Below are 19,519 nucleotides of genomic sequence, written 5' to 3'. Positions count from 1 at the left end.
GCGGCCTGCGGCCGGTGCGGTCGGGTCATCGCGGGATGCCGCCCGTGCGGGCGGCGCGGGCGTACCAGTGACCGCTGTCCTTGACGGTGCGGCGCTGGGTGGTCCGGTCGACGTGGACGAGGCCGAAGCGCGGCCGGTATCCCATCGCCCACTCGAAGTTGTCCAGGAGCGACCAGTGATAGTAGCCCTCGACCGGAGCGCCCTGGGCGAGGGCACGGTGCACGGCCTTGAGGTGGGCGTGCAGGAACGCAGTGCGGGGTGCGTCGTGGACGGCGCCGTCGGGATCGGGCTCGTGGTTGTACACGGCGCCGTTCTCGGTGATCAGGAGGGGGACGCCCGGGTACGCGCGGTGCAGGCGCAGCAGCAGTGCGGTCAGGTCGTCGGGGACGATCTCCCAGCCCAGGTCGGTGCGGTCCACGTGGGCGCGGCCGGATTCGACCTTCCAGGGCCAGGGGCCGTCGCCGGGGCGGGCCGAGACGATGCGCCTGGTGTAGTAGTTGACGCCGATGAAGTCGCTCGCGGTGGCGATGGTGTCCGGGTCGTGATCCTGGATGAAGTCCAGTTCCCCCACGGCATGTTCCCAGTGGGCGCGCATGTCGTCGGGGTAGCCGCGGCCGTGTACCGGGTCGAGGAACCAGCGGTTCACGTAGCCGTCGGAGGCGTGTGCGGCGGCGCGGTCGGCGGCGCTTTCCGGGTCGTCTGGCGTGTGCGGGAAGAGGCTGTGGGCGATGCCGGTACGTGCGTGTGGGTCTCCGTCGTGCAGTACGCGCGCCGCGAGTCCGTGGGCCAGCAGCAGGTGGTGCATGGCGGTCACGGATGCCTTGAGATCCTTCTCTCCCGGTGCGTGCAGGCCGAGTTGATGACCGAGCAGGCCCACGATCCAGGGTTCGTTGACGGTGACCCAGTCGTGGACGCGGTCGCCGAGGCGGTTCTGGCACACGGCGGTGAACTCGGCGAACCGGTGGGCGGTGTCGCGGTCGCGCCAGCCGCCTCGCTCCTGAAGAGCCTGCGGCAGGTCCCAGTGGTAGAGGGTGATGAGCGGGTCGATGCCGTGGGCGAGCAGGTCGTCCACGAACCGGTCGTAGTGGTCCAGGCCCCGCTGTTCGGCGCGGCCCGTGCCGTCGGGCTGGATGCGGGGCCAGGCGAGGGAGAACCGGTGCGCGTTGGTCCCGAGGGCGGCCATGAGGGCCACGTCCTCGGAGCGCCGCCGGTACTGGTCGACGGACACGTCGCCGGTGTCCCCGCTCTCGATGGCACCGGGCACCCGGCAGAAGCGGTCCCATATGGACTCGCCCCGGCCGTCGGCGCCCACGGCGCCCTCCACCTGGTAGGCGGAGGTCGAGGTGCCCCAGCGGAACCCTTCCGGGAAGAGCAGGGTGTCCGCGGTGCCGTCGTGAGGGGCTGCGCCTGTCACAGGTCCTCCTGGAATTCGGGGAGTTCGCGGGCCCGCTCGCAGGCGTACAGGAGCACGCCCGCGGACCAGGCGTGGGAGAGCGTGAGCAGCATGCCCTTCGCCTGGAAGCACTCGGTCTGGTAGAAGCGTTCGCTGACCATGCCCCGGTAGGCGTTGAAGTCGCCGTCGGCGCGGGCCACGAACTGCCGGAAGCAGTCGAGGTTCTCTCGGGCCGAGCGCAGGTAGTAGGGGTCTTCGAGGTGCCGGGCCAGCCGTACCCACTCGGGCAGGCAGATCAGGCCGAAGGCGTGCAGGTGCTGGTTGGACGGGGACGCCTGGTCGCCACCCCGGGTGCGGAAGCCGTAGCGGCCCAGCAAGCTGTGTTCCGCGAACGTGACGTCGTAGGTGTAACGGAAGGTGAGGGTCCAGTCGGCGGCGCGGCGGGCCAGGCCGAGCCACCTGCCGTCCTGGGCGCCCGCTTCGTGGAGCAGCGTGTACGCGATGACCGCGTTGTAGCCGTCCTCGGAGGTCGGCGCGAGGGACACGTCCTCGGGCGCGCCGCACAGGAACTCGGAGCGCACGTCGTCGGCGAAGGCCTCTCCGGCTCGTCGCGCCGCGTCGAGGTACTCGGGCTCGGCGAACATCTCGGCGGCCTCGACCAGTGCGGCGATCCAGGCGAGCCCGGCGGCGCCCTCGTGGTCGAGCGGCTTGCCGGTTTCGGTGTCGTGGGCGGCGGCGAGGCGTCCGGTGGCGGGGTCCTGCCCGGCGAGGGCGGCGGCCAGGTTGGAGCGTACGGCCCGCTCCCACGTGGGGTGGTCCGCACCGTGGGCGCGCTCGGCGGTGAGGGCGCGCAGCGTGAAGAGGGTGGCGTCGCCGAGGGTGCGGGCGTGCACGCGGCGCCGGTCGCCGGTCCATCCGGCGGACCAGCCGCCGCTCGCGCTCCACTGGCCCCAGAACGTGCCGCCCGGGGTGAGGTTCGCGCAGATGTGGTCGATGACGGCGGCCGCGTCGCGCGTCATCGCCTGGTCGCCGATGCGGCGGGCGTGCAGCAGCAGGGCGTGGGCGTACGGGGTGCCGCTCACCCAGGACACGTGCATGGCGGGCCGGTCGCCGCGTTCGCCGAGGGCTTCCCGGTCGAAGGCCGCGGTTTCCAGGAGGACGGGCGGGTCGGGGCGGAAGTGCCAGCGGTGCAGTCCTTCCGCGGAGAGCCGGGCGGCTTCTTCGACGCCGGTCCACGCGGCCGGCTCCGGGGGGACGGGGGTGGCCTGGTGCAGAGTACGCAGTACGGGGGCGTAGGCGTGCGGGTCGGTGTCGTGCAGGTGGACGGTGAAGCGCAGGGTGCGCCGTTCCCGGGGCTGCCAGAGGTGGGCCGGGGTGTCGGCCGGGCGCGGAGTGCCGGAGCCGTAGTAGGAGACGGGCTCCTCCCGGTAGGGGAAGTGCAGGCGCAGCACGGGGCGGCCGCCGTCGTCGGCGAAGCCCACGCCCTGCTCGCCGAGCGGACCGTACTCGGCGGTGGCCAGCGCGGCGCCGCCCTCGGCGTCGCGGGCGAACACGGCGGGCGTGGCGCACCGGTCGGCGCGTAGCGACCAGGCCGGCGCGGTCAGGCCGGTGGTGTCGGCGGCGCACTCGGCCGGGTCGGGGTGGTAGCGGGGGTAGGGGCGGGTGCAGTCGGCGCGCCGGTTCTCGCCGTAGAAGGCGCCGGGGACGAGCCAGCCCGGATCGTCGCCCGCGCCGAGCCGGAGTTCGACGCGGAGTCCGGCGGCGACGGCACGGTCCGCGACGCGGTCCACCGTGAGGGTGGCGTCGTACGCCGGCGCGTCGTCGCGCGGAGTGAGGCGCAGCCGCGCGGCGAAGCCGTGGGCCTCGCCGCGCAGGCGGAGGGCGCCCGAGCCGTCCCGGAGGATGTCGTCGGCGGGCACCGGCAACGGAGGTCCTTCGTCCGTCAGCAGCATGACGACGCAGGGCAGCTCGGCCAGGCCGCCTTGGGCCCGGGTCCGCAGCACGACGGGTTTCCCGTCCGTGGCAGCGCGGTGCGCGGTCATGCGTGTTCCGGCCTTTCAGGAGTACGGAGCGCCTGTCCGGCACTCGCTTCGTCGGATCGGGCGCTTCTGTCAGCTGTCGGCCCGGCCTCGCCGGTCCGCGGGTCCGGATGAGGCGCCGTCGGGTGCGGTGAGGGGCCGTTCGAGCAGGTCGGTCTCGACGACCGGCGACGCGGGGTCGCTGGGTACCCGGAACGTCTTGATCTCGTGGGCCCCGAACTCGGCTTCCACGTAACGCTGTTCGCCCAGCATGGGCAGGGCGATGCGCACCGTGGCGGGCCGGCCCTGTGCCTCGTACCCGCGGACGACGAAGTCGCCGTCCTCGCCGCCCTTGACGACGCTGACCACGACGCCGCCCGCGCCGTCGTCGGCCCAGCTCGTGCGCTGGGCGATCGGGCCGTCGTGGAAGGTCTCCAGGAGGGCGAACGGGGGCTGGTTGAGTTCGGCGGCGCGGCGGACGGGGTCGGCGGTACGCCAGTCGGCGCCGTGCGGGAGCAGTACGTATCGGAACTCCTGGCGGCCCTGGTCCAGGTAGTCGTAGACGCCGTCCTCGTCGAGGATCCTGGGCTCGTGCCAGGCGTAGACGGGGCTGCGCAGGGCGGTCATGCCGATCTCACCGCCGAGGACGTCGTGGCCGTGCTTGCTGTCGTTGAGGACGGCGAGTCCGGCGCGGGCGCCGCCGGGCAGGGCGCCGGTGACGTCCACCCACGCCTGCGTGGGCTCCTCGGTGCCGTCGGGGGTGCGTTCCAGGTGGCCGTACGGGATCTCGTGGGTTGCGGTGACGTCGGTGAGGGCGGTCGGGAACCGCAGTTTGAGCAGCTTGAGGCGCTCGTGCCAGTCGACCATGGTGCGTACCTCGACCTGCCGGGCGCCCGCGGACAGCACGATCTCCTCGGCCATGGTGGAAGCGCCGTACACCGACTCGACGCGCAGCACGGCGCGGACCGGCCCGGATTCGACCAGGCGGACGCGGCGTGGAGTGAAGGAGCCGATCGCGCGGTCGTAGGCGCGGACCCGGTGGCCCCAGGTGTCGCTGGCATCGTCGATGACGACGGCGTGCGCGCCGGGGCGTTCGGGGATCAGTTCGGCGCCGGTGGCCTTGTCGCGGAGGGAGGAGAGCCAGCCGGTGGCCGGGTCGACCGTCAGGCGCAGGTGCTCGTTCTCCAGCGTCGTGCCGGTGGCACGCACCGGGCTCTCGCCGCTCCGGTCGGCGCCGGGCAGCAGGTGGTAGACGCGCAGTCCGAGGGGCGGCACCTCGGCACGGAAGGCGAGGCGGCCGCGGCTGCCCTGCATGGTGGATTCGGAGCGGGTGAGCTGGACCGGCACCGGGGCGCCGTTCTCATCGGTCAGCCGTACGGCGGTGGCCTGCGCGTACTCGAACTCGACGTCCGACTCCAGGGTCCACGGGTGGGGGTTGAACACGACGAGGGGGACCGTTTCCTCGCGCAGCGGGATGTCGACGCGGCGGGCGATCGCCTGCACGGCGCCGTTGAACACCTCGGCGGCGATCGAGCGGGCGCGTCCGTAGTCGTCGCGGGCGTCCTCGTAGGCGGAGCGGATCGAGGTGCCGGCCAGGATGTCGTGGAACTGGTTGAACAGGACCAGCTTCCACGCCTCCGTCAACTGGGCGGCAGGGTACGTCTCTTCGCCTACCGCGGCGGCGACCGCAGCCCATTTCTCGGCGCGCTGGAGGTCGTTCTCGGCGCGCCGGTTCCACGCTTTGACACCGGAGTGCGCGGAGTAGCAGCCCGGCCCGTGGTGCTGGAGCTCGCCCGTGTGCACGGGGATGTCGTCGCGGTCGCGGACCCGGGCGAGGAACTTCTCGGGGTGGCTCTGCTCCATGCGGGGCAGGCCGCCGAGGGCGTCGAGGCGGGCGATGGAGTCCAGGTTCGCCTTGGTGGGGCCGCCGCCGTGGTTGCCGACGCCGTAGAACACCATCAGCTCGGGTTCGTCCGGCGGCATCATCGCGAGGGACTTGTCTATGTGGTTGCCGATGTCCTTGCCCGGGGTGCAGTACTCGTTGGGCAGCCGGTAGGCGATGACGCGGGAGCCGTCCGGGGCCTCCCAGTGGAAGAACTGGCCGGGCAGTACCTGCTCGTGCGGACCCGGGCGCAGGAACACGTAGCCGTCCATTCCGGCTCCCCGCAGCAGTTGCGGGATGGTCGCGTTGTGGCCGAACGGGTCGAGGTTGCAGCCGACGGTGGCCGCCGCCCCGAACTTCTCGATCAGGTAGCGCTGCCCGTAGAGGGCTTGGCGGACGAACGACTCGCCGGAGGGGATGTTGCAGTCCGGTTCGATCCACCAGCCGCCGACGATCTGCCAGCGGCCCTCGGCGACCCGCTTGCGGATCTCCTCGAACAGCTTCGGGTCGTGCCGCTCGATCCACTCCAGGTACATGACGGAGTCGCAGGTGAACACGAAGTCGGGGTACTCCTCCATGCGGTCGACCGCGGACCGGAACGTGGCGCGGATCTCCTGGAGTCCCTCGGGCCAGCGCCACAGCCATACGGGGTCGATGTGGGCGTTGCCGACGAGGTGGAGGGTGCGCTCACCCGTGGCGGGCGACACCGGCGGGGTCGGGTTGGCGGTGCTCATACGTGGTTCTCCTGCCGCGCGTCGGGAAGGGGTGCCGGTGCGACGCCCGCGGCCCAGGCGTCGACGTGTTCACTGAGCAGGTGCAGCAGCGTGAGGTGCATCTCCTGGATGCGGGCGGTGGCGGTGGCCGGTGCGATCAGCACGTGGTCGGCGTGGGCGGCGGCCGGCCTGCCGCCCTGCTCGCCGCCCGCGAACAGGACCGTTACGGCGCCCCGCTTGCGGGCTTCCTCCAGCCCTCGGATCACGTTGGCCGAGCGGCCGGATGTGGTGAAGCCGACCACCATGTCGTCGGCGGTGGCGAGGGCCTCGACCTGGCGGGCGAAGACCTCCTCGTACGCGTAGTCGTTGCCGATGCAGGACACCACGGACGGGTCGGTGACGAGGGATACGGCGGGCAGGGCGCGGCGCTCGCGCAGGTAGCGGCCGATGAACTCGCCCGCGAGGTGCTGGGCGTCGGCGGCGCTGCCGCCGTTGCCGAAGGTGTAGAGGCGGCCGCCCCGCCGGAACACACCGATGAGGAGATCGCCGACCGTGTGCAGGGCGGGCAACAGCTCCTCCAGACGGCGGGCGGCGGCGAGGTGGTCGTCGAGTTGCAGCGAGGCGGGGACGCGGCCGGTGAGTGGGGCGGGCATGGGGCTCCTGAGTGCGGTGGGGGCCGGGCGGTCAGGCGACCGGCAGGGGGGCGGGGTCGTCGACGAGGCGTTCGAGGGCGATGGCGGCGGCGCCGAGGACTCCGGCCCGGTCACCGGCTCGGGCGGGCACGATGCGGGCGTTCGCCGCGGGTCTCATGGCGAGGCGGCGCGTCTTCTCGCGTACCGGAGACAGCAGCTGGTCTCCGGAGCGGGTGACACCGCCACCGAGGACGACGAGCTCGGGTTCGTAGAGGTTGATGATGGAGGCCAGGCCCTCGGCCAGCAGGTCGGTGGTCTCGTCCCACAGCGCCGTGGCGAGGAGGTCGCCGTCGCGTGCGGCGGCCGAGACGTCGGCGGCCGTCGGCCCGGGATGGGGCAGTGCGGCGAGAACACTCCGCTGGTGCCCGGCGGCGAGGGCCTCGCGGGCCCGCTCGGCGATGGACGTACCCGAGGCGTACGCCTCCAGGCAGCCGGTGCGGCCGCACCCGCGACAGGGGCGGCCGTCGGAGCGGACGGTGACGTGGCCGGGTTCGCCGCCGTTGCCGGTGGCACCCCGGTAGGTGCGGCCGTCGAGGATGACGCCGCCGCCGATTCCGGTCGAGACGGTGAGGTAGACGAGGTGGCGGGTGCCGCGTCCGGCTCCGAAGCGCCACTCCCCCGCCGCGCCCGCGGTGCCGTCGTTGTCGAGGACGGACAGCAGTCCGTATTGCTCGTAGGCGAGTTGGGTGATGGGGATGTCCAGCCAGCCCGGCAGGTGCGGCGGCGCGACCAGGATGCCCGCCTCCGAATCGAGCGGGCCGCCGCAGCCGACGCCACAGCCGGCGAGCTGTTCGGCTGCCCTCTCCGGGGCGATCCCGGCAGCGGTCAGCGCGTCCCGGCCCAGCGTGAACAGCCGGTCCAGGGCGGCCTCGGGGCCCTCCTCGGTCCGCGTCGGGCAGGTCACGAACGAGCGCGCGGTGCCGTCGTGGGAGACCACGCCCGCTGCGAGTTTCGTTCCGCCGATGTCGAGGGCGAGCACGGCGCGGTCGCCCGGGCCCTGGTCGTCGTACAGGATCATGGACAGGTCAGCCCTTGTTTCCGGTGGTGGCGATGCCCTCGGTGAAATGCCGCTGGCAGACGAAGAAGGCGATGATCATCGGGACCGTCACCACGACGCTCGCCGCGCAGACGATGTCCCAGCGCATCTCGCCGCCCGCGCCGAACTGGTCCAGCACGGCCTTGAGCCCGCGCGGAACGGTATAGAGCTGCGGGTCGCGCAGGTAGATGAGCGGCCTGACGAGGTCCGTCCAGGACGCCTGCACCTCGAAGACGAAGGTGACGATGAGGGCGGGCCGGCACAGCGGAGTCGCGATGCGCCAGAACATCGTCCAGTAGGACGCCCCGTCGATGCGCGCGGCCTCGAACAGCTCACGGGGCAGGCCGAGGAAGAACTGGCGCAGCAGGAAGATGTAGAAGGCGCTGCCGAACAGGTTCGGCGCCCAGAGCGGGACCTGGCTGCTGGCCAGGTGCAGCCAGTTCCAGATCAGGTACTGCGGGACCATGGTGACCACGGCGGGCAGCATCATCGTGCCGACGACGAGGGCGAACAGCGCGTCACGGCCGGGGAACCGGAAGTAGGCGAAGCCGAACGCGACGAGGGCGCTGGAGACGGTGACCGTGACGGCCGCCGCGAGGGTGACGGCGATGCTGTTGCCGACCCACTGGAGCAGCGGGACGGCACGCCAGATCTCGGCGTAGTTGTCCAGCTGCCACACGTGGGGGATCAGCGCGTTGTCGAAGACGTCCGTCGAGGGCTTGAGCGAGGCGCTGATCAGCCACAGGAACGGATAGAGGAAGATGCCGGCCGCTACCAGGAGACTCGCGGTCCGCAGGGCCTTGCGCGTGGGTCGTTCCGTCTCCCTGCGCCGGGGTGCGGTCCGGTTCGCGGGCGACGGTGAGGCGGGCGGCTCGGTGGGCATCGGCCGGGTGGTCAGCTGCGTCATCGCTGGTCCCCCTCGTAGTAGACGAACCGCTTGCTGACCTTGGCCTGCACGATCGTGACGAGGAGGATCACGAGGAACAGCAGCCAGGCGAGGGCCGAGGCATACCCCATGTGCATGTACTGGAATGCCTGCTGGAAGAGGTACACGACGTAGAAGAGGGCGGCGTCGTTGTTGTACGTCTGCGAGTTGGAGCTGCCGAAGAAGGCCGTGTACGCCTCGGTGAAGGTCTGCAGCGCGGCGATCGTGTTGACGATGAGAGTGAAGAAGAGGGTGCCGGATATCTGCGGCAGGGTGACGTGCCAGAAGCGCCTCGCCCGTCCCGCGCCGTCCAGCTCCGATGCCTCGTAGAGGTCCTTCGGGACGCCCTTGAGCGCCGCGAGATAGATGATCACGGTGGAGCCGACCGACCACAGGCTGGTCAGGACGAGTCCCGGCTTGACCCAGGAGCCGTCGGTGGTCCATGCCGGGCCCTGGATGCCGACGAGGCCGAGAACGTGGTTGATCAGGCCGACGTTGCCGTTGAACAGCAGCAGGAAGAGGATGCCGACGGCGACGGACGGGGTCATCACCGGCAGGTAGAACAGCGTGCGAAAGATTCCGGAGGTGCGGCCGGCCTTGAGCAGGAGCATCGCCAGGAGCAGGGCGAACGCCATCGACAGCGGCACCCGGAGCGCCGCGAATACCAAGGTGTTCAGCAGGGACTTGGTGACGGCCGGGTCCTGGAACAGCTGCCGGTAGTTGGCGAGTCCGACGTTGTGGGAGGAGCCGATGCCGTCGTAGTCGGTGAACGACAGGACAAGGCTCGCGATCATCGGGCCGGCCGTGAAGCCGAGGAAGCCGATGATCCAGGGCGAGATGAAGCCGTACGCGGCCCAGGTCTCGCGACGCCGCCAGACGCTTCGCGGTGTGTGCTGTGCCGGGGTCGTCATCACGGGACGCGCCATGCCGGTCACCTCCTTCCCTCGTTGGCGAGGTCGAGGGCGCTCTGCGCCTCGCGCTGCGCCCGGTCGAGCGCCTGGCGCGGAGTCTGTTCCCCGGACAGGACCCGGTTGACGGCGTTCTGCCAGGCCGTCTTGAACTCCGTGCCCGCCGCGTTGGAGGGAACGGCGAAGCCCTTGCGTGCGAGGCCGAACACGATGTGGGTCGCCCGGTCGAAGGCGGTGCGCCCCGTGGGCTTCCAGACGTCGTGCTCGATGATCCGGTCGGCCTCGATGTTGGCGGTCACGTCACCCGTGTAGGGCGCCCCGGACTCGCGTACGTCCTTCGCCTTCGCCCGCGCCGCGTGCACCCACGACGACGTGGAGGTCATGTTCTTGATGAACGTGCAGGCGGCCTCGGGGTGCTTGGCGCCTTTGGGGATGGCCCAGCCGAGCCCGGAGGCCCAGTTGAGGGTCTTGCCTTCGCGGTCCTTGAAGACGCCGGCCGCGAGATCGACATGCGGCGACGCGCCGGCGAGAACGTTCACATACCAGTCCTCCATCGGGTACGAACCGACCTGGTCCTTCGCGAACTGGTTCTTGGCCCCGAACTGGTCGAAGGAGTCGCGCAGCGACTTGAAACGGCTCCAGCCGCCCTGGGCGTCGATCAGGCTCACGGCGTACGCGAGTGCCTGGACCGCCTTGGGGTCGTCGAGTTCGGCGGTACGGCCGTCGGCGCTGATCAGGTCCGCGCCGTTGGCCTTCGCCCACAGCGGGAAGAATTCGGGGATCTTCGGGTCGAAGCCGATCCGGGTCAGCTTGCCGCCGTCGCGCCGGGCCACGGAACCGGCGAGCTCCTTCAGCGCCTTCCAGTCCCCGGTGTCCACCTGGGCTGCGTCGGCCCCCGCCTGGTGGAGCACCTTGTCGTTCGTCAGCAGCAGGCGGCTGTCGTAGGAGTCGGGGAGGGCGTAGACGACGCCGTCGAGTGATCCCTCGGCGATCGCGTTCGGGTAGTAGTCGCCGGTGTCGATGTGCTCGCGCCCGAGGCAGTCGGTGAGCGGCAGCAGCGCGCCCCGCGCCGCGTAGCCGCCGATGAGGGTGCGGTCCATGTCCACCACGTCCGGCGGATCTCCGGCGGCGACGGCGGAGAGGAACTGCTGTTCGTCAAAGGCGCCTTCGTTGACCTTGACGTTCAGCCCCTTCGCCTTCAGGGCAGCGCGCGCGGTGCCGAGGCGGTCCGCGGCGAGGGCGTCGCCGAGGCCGAAGCCCATGGTGGTGAACGTATCGGAGCGGGAGTCGGCGAAGGTGACTCCGCCGCATCCGGTCAGCGCGGGAAGCAGGGCGAGGGTCGCGACAAGTCCCGTGGCTCTGCGGATCGCCCGGGAGCGGGGCTGTGGTGGTGGAGCCGCCATGGTCTCTCCTTCGAGCGGCGGGCCGGCTGCGGGGATCGACGCTCGCGGAGGTCGCGGGGCCGGGCACTGCGGCTCTCGCCCCGGATTCCCCGATATGGCATCGTTCCCACATGAGAACGTAGCCACATCAGGGACGAGCGTCAACGGTTCAGCTGGGCCGGCTGAGGCGATTTCCCGGACGGGCGTGCCGGATCCCCGCTCAACGGTGACGACTTCGGGGATCGGGGGCGGGAGCAGCCTGCCGGACGCGCCGAACGGCCGTCCCGCGCGCCCGGCGGGCGGCGCTCGGGCGTGCGGCGGTCAGCCCCTGGGGGACGCGGTGGAGCCTCGTACGATCAACTCGGGCTCCAGGAGCACATGTTCGCTGCGCCCGCCGCCGCCCCGGGCCATCCGGGCGAGGAGCGCTTGTGCGGCCTCGCTCCCCATGCGGAAGACGGGCTGGCGCACAGCGGTCAGGCCGGGGGCCACCATCCGCATCCAGCCGAGGTCGTCGAAGGCGACCACGGAGACCTCCCGGGGCACCGCGGTGCCCCGACGGGCGAATTCCTGCCAGACCAGCTCGGCCATCACGTTGTTGGCGGCGAAGACGGCGGTCATGTCGTCGTTGCCGGCGAGGAAGCGGGCGACCTCCTCCTCGGGTGGTCCGGCGGTCTGGCTCAGGTCCAGCACATATCTGCGCGCCACCGCGAGCCCGGCCGCCCGCATCGCGCCGCGATAGCCCTTGAGGCGGCCCCGGCCGGTGTCCCAGCGGATCTCGTCCACGACGAGGCCGATCCTGCGGTGGCCGAGTGCGAGAAGGTGTTCCACGGCCAGGCGGGCGCCGCGCTCGCTGTCGATCGTCACGGCGTCGCAGCCGCGCACCCCGGACCGGCGGTCGACCTCGGCCACGGGCACACCGTGCGCGACCAGGGTTTCCGTGGCCACCCGCCCGACCGGAGCGAGCAGGACCCCGTCGGCCCGCATGGCGATGAAGGCGCGCGCCCCGGCGAGTGCGCGCTGTTCCTCGCCGTGGTCGTCGACGAGGACCATCTGGAGGCCGGCGGCGGACAGGGCGTGCTCGACGCCCGCGGCGAGTTCGGCGTAGAACTGGTTGCGCAGGTCGGAGACGAGGAGTCCGACCCGCTCGCTGGAGCGGCCCTTGAGGGTGCGGGCGCTGACGTCGGGGACGTATCCGAGCTGCTCGGCGGCCTGGCGCACCCGCTCGCGGATGTGGTCGGCGACATAACCGTGCCCGCCGAGGGCCCGGGAGGCGGTGGAGTGCGAGGTGCCGGCCGCGTCGGCGACGTCGCGCAGTGTGGCGCGGACCCGTCTGCCGCCTGCCTGGCCCCCGCGTCCCGTAGTGCCGCTCGCCATCAGTCGGACCCTTCCCTCGCCGCGTGACCGTGTGCTGCTGTGCGCCAGCGGGCCCACAGCTGCCGCAACGCAGCGTAGTCGACCTCTTCCAGCGGTTCGCCGGTACGGTCCATTTTCGTCGTCACGTAGAGCGCCGGGACGCCGAGCTCGTCCTTCATGGCGGTGTAGGCCCGCCACTGCTCCAGGTCCGGGGCGCACCAGTCGTCGGTGTCGACGGGCAGATCCGGGCAGCCGGCGGAGGCGACGGCGGCCCGCTGCCGCATCTGCGGGACGATGGGGGCGAACGGGTCGGGGTCGTCGAGCCGCAGCATGTCGTTGAGCCGGATCATGTCGGTGACGTCGGCGAAGGCCGGGTGCGGGGTGTGGGTGATCACGAGGGCGTCCGGCTTGGCCGATTTCGCCGCGCGGTACATGACGCCGAGGTAGTGGTGCAGCAGGGCGATGCCCCAGCTGTCACCGCGGCGCCGCAGGCTTTCGCCCGTCGGGGTGTCCGCCGTGAAGTCGATCTTCAGTCCGTCGGCGTCGAGGCCCTCGGGCCCCAGCATGTGCCGGACGCTCTCGGCCAGGTGGCTCCGGGCGTCCGGGTGCTCGGGATCGAGCGCGACGGGCGCGCCGTCGGCGTTCCGCACGCACCACGCGTCCGGAACCCCCTCGTGGGCCCAGGCCCGCCACCACAGCAGTACCCGCTGCCCCCGCGCGTGCCGCTCGTCGATCCAGGCGCGCAGGTCCGGCCAGCGCTGCTCATCCGGCTGCCATCGCGCGTACGCCTCCTGCCACTTGTCGTCCACCACGACGGTGCCGGGAGTCAGCCCGTGCCCTTCCAGGTGGGCGAGGTGGGTGTCGTACTCGGTGCGCGTGCTCAGCAGGGGTGCGGGCCGGCCGGTGTCGCGGCTGCGCGCCATCTGGGCGCCCCAGCCGCAGAACATGGGCTCGGACCACCAGGCGGGCCGTTCTCCGGGAGGCGTCGCCGGGCGGGCCGACCAGCCGCGCTCCGTCAGCCAGTCGTGGTGCGCGCGCAGCGCCTCGTACGGGTCGCCGTGCCCGGGCGAGACGAGGACGGCGGGTGTGCTGTAGGTGCCCGCGACGCGGGTGTGCCCCTCGTGGTCGAGTGCGAGGTGGAAGCCGCCGTCGGAGGGTTCGTACGTGAAGCGGGTGAAGGTGAGCGCGTCGACGGGCGCGCCGACGCCCAGCTGGCACCAGCCGTCGGGGGTGTCGGCCCGCTCCGGTTCGACGTCGTCGGCCATCCGGGTGCCGGTGAGCGCGAAGGCCAGCGGCGCGGGTGTGAAGAACCAGTGCCCGCGGCCGGGCCGCGCGTCCCCGCAGACGGCGATGGTGGCACTCTCCCGCGCGCTCCGGGTGAGCCTGCGCGGCGGGCCGGGGTTGGGGGTGAACAGAGTCGCCCAGTCGTGGCCGCTGGGGCGCAGACCGCCGCCGCGCCCTCCGAGTGCCGCCCGCACCGCGAACAGCCGGGACGCTCGCAGGGCGCCGCTCCCCTCGACGGTCCAGGTGAACTCGGGGCCGCGCGGGCCGCAGACGACGCGGGTGCGGGCGGCCGGCCACGCGGTGCTGCGGCGTGCGACGGTGACGACAGGGTGCGGGGAGCCCGCCGGTCCCTCCTCGAACTCCAGACGCGGCGGGTGGACTGCGGTCGTCTCGTCGCTGCGGTCGGTGCGGTCCAGCGCCGCGTGCAGTTGCAGGAGTACGGGGCGGGCGGTGTCCCCAGGGCCGTGCAGGAGGGCGGTCAGCCCGTCCGGGGCGACGGTCATCCGCCACCCCGGGCCGGTGGCATGTATCCCCTGCTCGTCGTGGTGCGCCCTTACAGCCTGCGTGTCCATGGTCGTCACGTCGCTCCTCGTGTGGGTGTTGTCCCTGCCGGCCGGGCCCGGGTCGATACGGTGCCGACCGGCGTCGGCCCGTGCCGCGTGCGGTGGGTCATCGCACGCTCACCAGGGCTTCCGCCTGTTGTCCGAACTTCATGGGCCCCACGGTCAGGTCGACGGCGAGCCGGACTCGCTCGGCCGGCGGGCAGTGCTCGGGTATGCGCACGACGACGTCGATCTCGCGCACCTCACCGGTGCGCAACGTGACCTCCGTGACTGGTGGTTCGGCCGACCAGCCGGCCGGCAGCACCGTCCGCAGAACGGCGCGTTCGGGTGCCGGGAACGGGTTGCGGACCTCGACGCGCAGCGGAACGACGCCGCCGGGCGCCACGGCGCTGCGGTACGGGGCGATGCGCGCGCCGAACCCCTCGGCGTCGAAGTCGACCTCGCGCGGCAATATCTCCCGGTGCAGGCGGGCCAGCTTCTCGCCCTGCCCCAGAAGCATGTCGAGATAGCCGTCGGTGACCTCGTACGGGGACCAGTGGCCGCTGATCATCAGCTCGGGGCGCAGCGTGCGGTACAGCTCCGCGCTGCGCACGAAGTCGTCGATGCGGAACCGGTTGCGGTACTGGTAGTTGAGGAGTTCGGGCGTGCCCCCGTCCGGGCTCCAGGCGGTGTTCTGCTGGTCACCGGTCGCGATGACGCGTCGGCCGTCGACGGTGAAGGAGTACGCCGCCGCGTAGAGCGTGTGGCCGGGCAGCTCGTGCACCCCGATCTCGTACTCGCGCCAGCGCACCGGGGTGGCGTCGGCCAGCACCCGGTCGACGGGGATGGGGTCGTACCACAGGCACGGCAGGTCCCAGCGGAGCGGCGCCGAGAGGACGGGGGCGATGTGCGCCGGGGACCAGATCTCGGTGCCGTGCACCTCGCGCAGCAGGTTGAACCCGGCCACGTGGTCATCGTGGTAATGGGTGGGCAGCGCCACCTCCACGCGGTCGATGCCGTGGTCGCGGCGCAGCGCCTCGATGGAGGCGAGCAGGGGGCGGCGCGAGGAGCGGTCGTGGCCGCCGGGCAGTCCGGTGGTCAGATCGAAGCCGAAGTCGATGAGCAGCGCGGTTCCGTGTTCGGAGAGCAGGGCGTAGGAGTTGGCCATGCTGGTCGTATTGCGCAGCAGGTGCGGGGTGACCGCCTTCCAGGGACTGTGGAGCAGGGGCTCCGGCAGCCAGGGGGTGGCGCGCCGCATGTCGATCAGGTCCTGGACGTACGTACGGAGACGGTTCACGGAGGCGGCCGGGTCGGTGACGGGCTCGCCGTGCGAGGGGAGCAGTGTGTCCGGCGCCTGGTCCAGGAGTTGCATGCAGGAGAGCACGGTGGCGGCCGCTCCCTCCATGCCCGCGTTGGGGTGGAAGCCGGTGTACGCCCATTGCGTGGCCGCGAGCGACCACAGCCGCCCCTCCCCGTGGACGAGGTCCCCCGTGAAGGCGAGCCTCCGGCCGTCCAGGTCCACGAGGTACCCGACGGATCCCACGGTGTGGCCGGGAAGCGGCACGGTGTGCACGTCGAAGGCGCCGTGACGGACGGTGCGGTACTCGGCGACCGCGCCGGTGACGGGCACCTGTTCCAGCAGCGAGAACCGGTCCTGCCGCACGTCGTAGTCGTTGTCGAGGGGACGGGTGCGCCAGTGCTCGTCGACGGACTCGATGAGGTCACGCTCCACCGGCGGCACCCAGATCCGGATGCCGGCGGCGACGGCCCGGGCCAGCCCCTGCACCTGGTCGCGGTGGTGGTGAGTGACGAGGATGTCGGTGACGCGCTCCACGCCGAGCTCGTGGAGGTGGTCGAGGACCGCGCCCGACCCGAAGTCGATCAGGACCGCCTCGTGTTCGTGGCGCAATACGTAGACGTGGCAGGTGTCCTCGAACCGGTGGACGTGGTCGGTGATGCGGGTGAGGCGCACGACGGCTGGCCCTTCCTGCCTGCCCGGCCGGGCGGCATCGTTCTCATGTGGGATCGATCCCACATGAGAACGATGCCGCAGGGCCCCCAGGGCGTCAACCAGCCTCGGGGCTCAGTTCTTCGCCGCGCCCGTTCCGACCGCGAAGACGTGCATCTGGCCTCCCGTCGTCCGCTCGGGCAGCGTGACGGACGCCACCGTGCGATCGGGGTCGACGGGGATCGACGTCGCCCAGATGTACACCGTCATCTTCTCCGGGGTGCCGCCCGCCATCTGCCGCACCGGCATGGTCGCGGCGGCCGTGTTGCCCGGGGGCGGCGCGGTGGCTCCGTCGAGGTGCCAGTCCCCCAGGGTCACGGACGCGCGCCGGGTCGTGCCGTCGGTGTAGCGGACGGTGACGTCGCCGGTGGACGCGCCCTCGTTGCCCGCGCCGAGCAGGCCGAGGCGGCTCTGTCCGGGCGCCGCGTGGACGGTGACGGTCTGGCCGTGCGCGTTGATGTTGTCCGGGGTGCCGGGCACGGCGTCGGGCCAGCGGTAGCCGATGCCGTCCACGGTGACGTCCTGCCCCGGGGCGAGGCCCTCCTTGGCCAGTTCTCCGGCGACGAAGCTTCCGCCGTAGCCATTGAAGTCGCCCACGGGCCGGGTCGCGGTCGATGTGCCCGCCTCGTCCGCCCACGGCAGCACCGACGTGATCCCGCGCGGCAGGACCGACACCCGGATCGCGGCGGACGGAAGCCGTGTACCGTCCGCGGTGGTCGAGTCGACCGGGATGGCGAGCGAACCGGGCGGCGTGGACGCGGGGACCCGCACACGTACGGACGCGTGACCATCGGTGGTGGTGACGCCGTCGGAACGATCCACGGTCACCCCCGTGGGCGGGCGCAGCCGCCAGTGCACGGGGCCGGGGTGCCCGCCGATCCGGTGGAACTCCAGCCGGGTCGCCGCCGAGGTCCCGGGTGCTGTCGTGACGGGTGCGGCGGAGGCGACGGCCGGCGCGCGCCCCTCCGCGTACGACGGGTACAGGTCGCCCTCGGCCGTGCCCCAGTCGCTCGACCGGTTGCTCGTGAGGCGGTAGTCGACGCGGGCGGTTCCGCGCAGGGAGTCCGCCGAGACCCAATTCGCCGCGTGCACCCGACCGCCCAGCCGCACATCCGCGACGTAGACCTGGTCCTCCCGTTCGCGCGGCGCTCCGATCCGGAGTGTTCCGGCACTCCCCCGGTCGACCGTGATCGAGGGGAACGCGGGTGTGGAGAGGGCGAGCTGGGCCGTTCCCGGTGCCTCCGGATACAGACCGAGGCTCGCCCACACATACCAGGCCGAGAGAGCGCCGAGGTCGTCGTTGCCGGGCAGGCCGGCCGGACCGGTGGTGAACCGGTCGAGCATGCGCGGCACCACGTCGTTGGTGTGGTTGGGCGCGCCGAATGCGTGGTAGGCCCAGGGCGCGCCGAAGGTGATCTCGTTGCCGATCCAGGCGTGGGGCGTGTTGGATCCGGCGTCGACTTCGGTGAAGTGGCCGTCGAGCCGGGCCGTGGCCTGCCGGTTACCGCCCATGCCCGCGGCGAGCGCGGCGAGGTCGGGGCCGGTCATCCACTGGTACTGCGCCGCGCTGCCCTCCTGGAACCCGGACAGGGAGGCCGGGTTGGCGGAGTTCTGCAGAGTGCCGTCGGCGAGGCGTGGCCCCAGCGTGCCGTCGGCGCCGTCGACGAGGTTCTGCCAGTTGTGCGCGGTACGCAAGAAGGCGCGGCGCCGGGCCGTGTCGCCGTTCGCCGCCGCGAGCCGGGCGACGGCGAAGTCGTCCACGGCGTATTCGAGGCTGGTCGCGGCCGAGGATCCGAGCGGGGAGTCGCCGTTGCGCAGGTACCCGTTCGCCCGCCACTGGGAGACCGCCTGACGTTCCACGTAGCCGTCGGGGCGCTCGGGGCCCATCCGTGTGGCGGCCTTGACCGCGTATTCCAGAGCGCCGTCGAGGTCGAAGTCGCGGGCGCCGAAGGCCCACGCACTCGCGAGCATCACGGGGGCGGGGTCGCCGACCATGCCGTTGGTCTGGTTGTTCAGGAGCGTCCAGCGTGGGAGCCGGCCGGACTGGTCGGCGGCGTCGACCATGGACTGCGCCATGTCGGAGGCGCGGCCCGGGTCGAGGAAGGCCAGCAGGGGTGTCTCGGTGCGGTACACGTCCCAGCCGGAGAAGTTCCCGTACCAGGTGTGGCCGGGACGCACCCGGTGGATCTTCTGGTCGAAGCCGCGGTAACGGCCGTCGGTGTCGCTGAGCGTGCGGGGTTCGAGGAGGCAGTGGTACAGCGCGGTGTAGAAGACGCGGGTGCGCTCCTGGGAACCACCGGCGACCTGGACGCGCCGCAATTCGCGGTTCCAGGCGTCGTGGGTCGCGGCGGCCAGGTCCTCGACCGTGGTGAGGTGCCGGGTACCGGCGAGGTTGGCGGCGGCGCCGGGGGCTCCCGTGTAGGAGATCGCTACGCGGGCGTTCACGGCGCGCTGCCGGGCGGTGTCGAAGGTCAGGTAGACGCCGTTGCCCTTGCCTTCCTCTCCGGCCAGGGCGCCGGCCGCCCGGTGTACCTGGTCGCCCTGCCAGGTTCCGTGAGCGGTGAACGGGCGGTCGAACTCGATCCGGAACGACAGGCCGTAGGGCGCCTTCGCGCTGCAGATGCCGCCGCTGCTCACCGTGCCGGTCACGGCGCGGTCGCCGTCGACTCGGGCCGTGACACCGGCTGTTCCGTTGGCGCTGCCGGATGTGTTCAGGAGGACGGTGCCCTTGCCGTCGTGTCCGCCGGGGAAGGTGAAGCGCCCCGCCGCGGCGCGTGTCCCGGCGGCGAGGCGTGTGTCGACCCCGTTGTCGGTCCGGACGTGGTAACTCCCGGGTGACGCGTCCTCGTCGGCGTGGTCGAAGGTGGCGACGTAGTCGTCGGGGTGCCCGGCCGGCGACCGGCCGATGTCCCCGGGGACGGGCTGCACGGGGACGTCACCGAACGCGGTGCAGCCGCCGCCGGACAGGTGCGTGAGGCTGAACCCCTTGAGCCGGTCGTCGTCGGCAGCGTACTGGCCGGGCGCCGGCTTCACCGTGTCCGGACCCCACTGGATCATGCCGAACGGGGCGGTGGCCGCCGGATGGGTGTTGCCCCGGGAGAAGTTCTCGCCCATGGCCTTCTCCAGGGCCGGCGAGCTGGGCGCGGTGCCGGTGAACACATCGACGAGGGCGGCCGGGTCCTTCGGTGGCGTGGGCGCCGGCGCGGCGGCGGCCGTGGGGGCGAGGGTGGCGGGTGACAGCAGGAGGCCGAGACCCAGGGATGCCGCGAGCAGCGGCCGGACCCGTCGGCGGCGCTCCGTCGGCACAGCCCTGATGTCCGACAGGGATGAGCTGTTCATACGGTCTGCTCCTTCTGCATTCGTCATGAGCGGTGGACCGGTTG

General features: G+C 72.1%; 12 protein-coding genes. All 12 read right to left on the bottom strand.

Annotated features, from left to right (window positions below):
- Window positions 1-25: 25 nt before the first annotated feature.
- A complete protein-coding gene (locus ACIQZN_RS31420; RefSeq protein ID WP_404001180.1) occupies window positions 26-1,414 on the bottom strand; it encodes a GH1 family beta-glucosidase in 1,389 nt (462 codons plus the stop codon).
- On the bottom strand, window positions 1,411-3,435 hold the full coding sequence (locus ACIQZN_RS31415; RefSeq protein ID WP_404001178.1) for a hypothetical protein: 2,025 nt from the start codon (window positions 3,433-3,435) through the stop codon (window positions 1,411-1,413). The genes ACIQZN_RS31420 and ACIQZN_RS31415 overlap by 4 nt, the downstream gene beginning before the upstream one ends.
- 69 nt (window positions 3,436-3,504) lie before the next feature.
- Complete coding sequence (locus tag ACIQZN_RS31410; RefSeq protein WP_404001175.1) at window positions 3,505-6,027, bottom strand: alpha-mannosidase; 2,523 nt, start codon at window positions 6,025-6,027, stop codon at window positions 3,505-3,507.
- Window positions 6,024-6,659, bottom strand: coding sequence for an SIS domain-containing protein (locus ACIQZN_RS31405; protein WP_404001172.1), 636 nt, complete (start codon window positions 6,657-6,659; stop codon window positions 6,024-6,026). Before ACIQZN_RS31405 ends, ACIQZN_RS31410 begins: the two co-directional genes overlap by 4 nt.
- 31 nt (window positions 6,660-6,690) lie before the next feature.
- Window positions 6,691-7,716 carry an ROK family protein gene (locus ACIQZN_RS31400; RefSeq protein ID WP_404001169.1) on the bottom strand — a complete coding sequence of 342 codons (1,026 nt, stop codon included), beginning with the start codon at window positions 7,714-7,716 and terminating at the stop codon, window positions 6,691-6,693.
- A gap of 7 nt (window positions 7,717-7,723) precedes the next feature.
- Window positions 7,724-8,641 carry a carbohydrate ABC transporter permease gene (locus ACIQZN_RS31395; RefSeq protein ID WP_404001166.1) on the bottom strand — a complete coding sequence of 306 codons (918 nt, stop codon included), beginning with the start codon at window positions 8,639-8,641 and terminating at the stop codon, window positions 7,724-7,726.
- A complete protein-coding gene (locus ACIQZN_RS31390) occupies window positions 8,638-9,585 on the bottom strand; it encodes a carbohydrate ABC transporter permease (protein WP_404001163.1) in 948 nt (315 codons plus the stop codon). Before ACIQZN_RS31390 ends, ACIQZN_RS31395 begins: the two co-directional genes overlap by 4 nt.
- Before the next feature lie 5 nt (window positions 9,586-9,590).
- Window positions 9,591-10,970, bottom strand: coding sequence for an extracellular solute-binding protein (locus tag ACIQZN_RS31385; RefSeq protein WP_404001160.1), 1,380 nt, complete (start codon window positions 10,968-10,970; stop codon window positions 9,591-9,593).
- 300 nt (window positions 10,971-11,270) lie between these two features.
- Window positions 11,271-12,323, bottom strand: coding sequence for a LacI family DNA-binding transcriptional regulator (locus ACIQZN_RS31380; RefSeq protein WP_404001157.1), 1,053 nt, complete (start codon window positions 12,321-12,323; stop codon window positions 11,271-11,273).
- Window positions 12,323-14,167 carry a hypothetical protein gene (locus ACIQZN_RS31375; protein WP_404001155.1) on the bottom strand — a complete coding sequence of 615 codons (1,845 nt, stop codon included), beginning with the start codon at window positions 14,165-14,167 and terminating at the stop codon, window positions 12,323-12,325. The genes ACIQZN_RS31380 and ACIQZN_RS31375 overlap by 1 nt, the downstream gene beginning before the upstream one ends.
- 88 nt (window positions 14,168-14,255) lie before the next feature.
- Complete coding sequence (locus ACIQZN_RS31370; RefSeq protein ID WP_404001152.1) at window positions 14,256-16,100, bottom strand: MBL fold metallo-hydrolase; 1,845 nt, start codon at window positions 16,098-16,100, stop codon at window positions 14,256-14,258.
- A 111-nt stretch (window positions 16,101-16,211) separates the two neighbouring features.
- Window positions 16,212-19,475: a GH92 family glycosyl hydrolase gene (locus ACIQZN_RS31365; RefSeq protein ID WP_404001150.1), complete on the bottom strand. Its 3,264-nt coding sequence runs from the start codon at window positions 19,473-19,475 to the stop codon at window positions 16,212-16,214.
- Window positions 19,476-19,519: the final 44 nt, after the last annotated feature.

It is taken from the genome of Streptomyces sp. NPDC097595, assembly GCF_044761525.1.
Lineage (GTDB): Bacteria > Actinomycetota > Actinomycetes > Streptomycetales > Streptomycetaceae > Streptomyces > Streptomyces drozdowiczii_A.
The sequence above is the reverse complement of the archived record's forward strand: the minus strand, read 5'-3'. Positions and strand labels throughout refer to the sequence as shown.

Excerpts from the sequence above, each read along its gene's own strand:
- ACIQZN_RS31415 (WP_404001178.1), bottom strand. The coding sequence starts at position 3,435 with ATGACCGCGCACCGCGCTGCCACGGACGGGAAACCCGTCGTGCTGCGG.
- ACIQZN_RS31410 (WP_404001175.1), bottom strand. The coding sequence starts at position 6,027 with ATGAGCACCGCCAACCCGACCCCGCCGGTGTCGCCCGCCACGGGTGAG.
- ACIQZN_RS31405 (WP_404001172.1), bottom strand. The coding sequence starts at position 6,659 with ATGCCCGCCCCACTCACCGGCCGCGTCCCCGCCTCGCTGCAACTCGAC.
- ACIQZN_RS31400 (WP_404001169.1), bottom strand. The coding sequence starts at position 7,716 with ATGATCCTGTACGACGACCAGGGCCCGGGCGACCGCGCCGTGCTCGCC.
- ACIQZN_RS31395 (WP_404001166.1), bottom strand. The coding sequence starts at position 8,641 with ATGACGCAGCTGACCACCCGGCCGATGCCCACCGAGCCGCCCGCCTCA.
- ACIQZN_RS31390 (WP_404001163.1), bottom strand. The coding sequence starts at position 9,585 with ATGGCGCGTCCCGTGATGACGACCCCGGCACAGCACACACCGCGAAGC.
- ACIQZN_RS31385 (WP_404001160.1), bottom strand. The coding sequence starts at position 10,970 with ATGGCGGCTCCACCACCACAGCCCCGCTCCCGGGCGATCCGCAGAGCC.
- ACIQZN_RS31380 (WP_404001157.1), bottom strand. The coding sequence starts at position 12,323 with ATGGCGAGCGGCACTACGGGACGCGGGGGCCAGGCAGGCGGCAGACGG.
- ACIQZN_RS31365 (WP_404001150.1), bottom strand. The coding sequence starts at position 19,475 with ATGAACAGCTCATCCCTGTCGGACATCAGGGCTGTGCCGACGGAGCGC.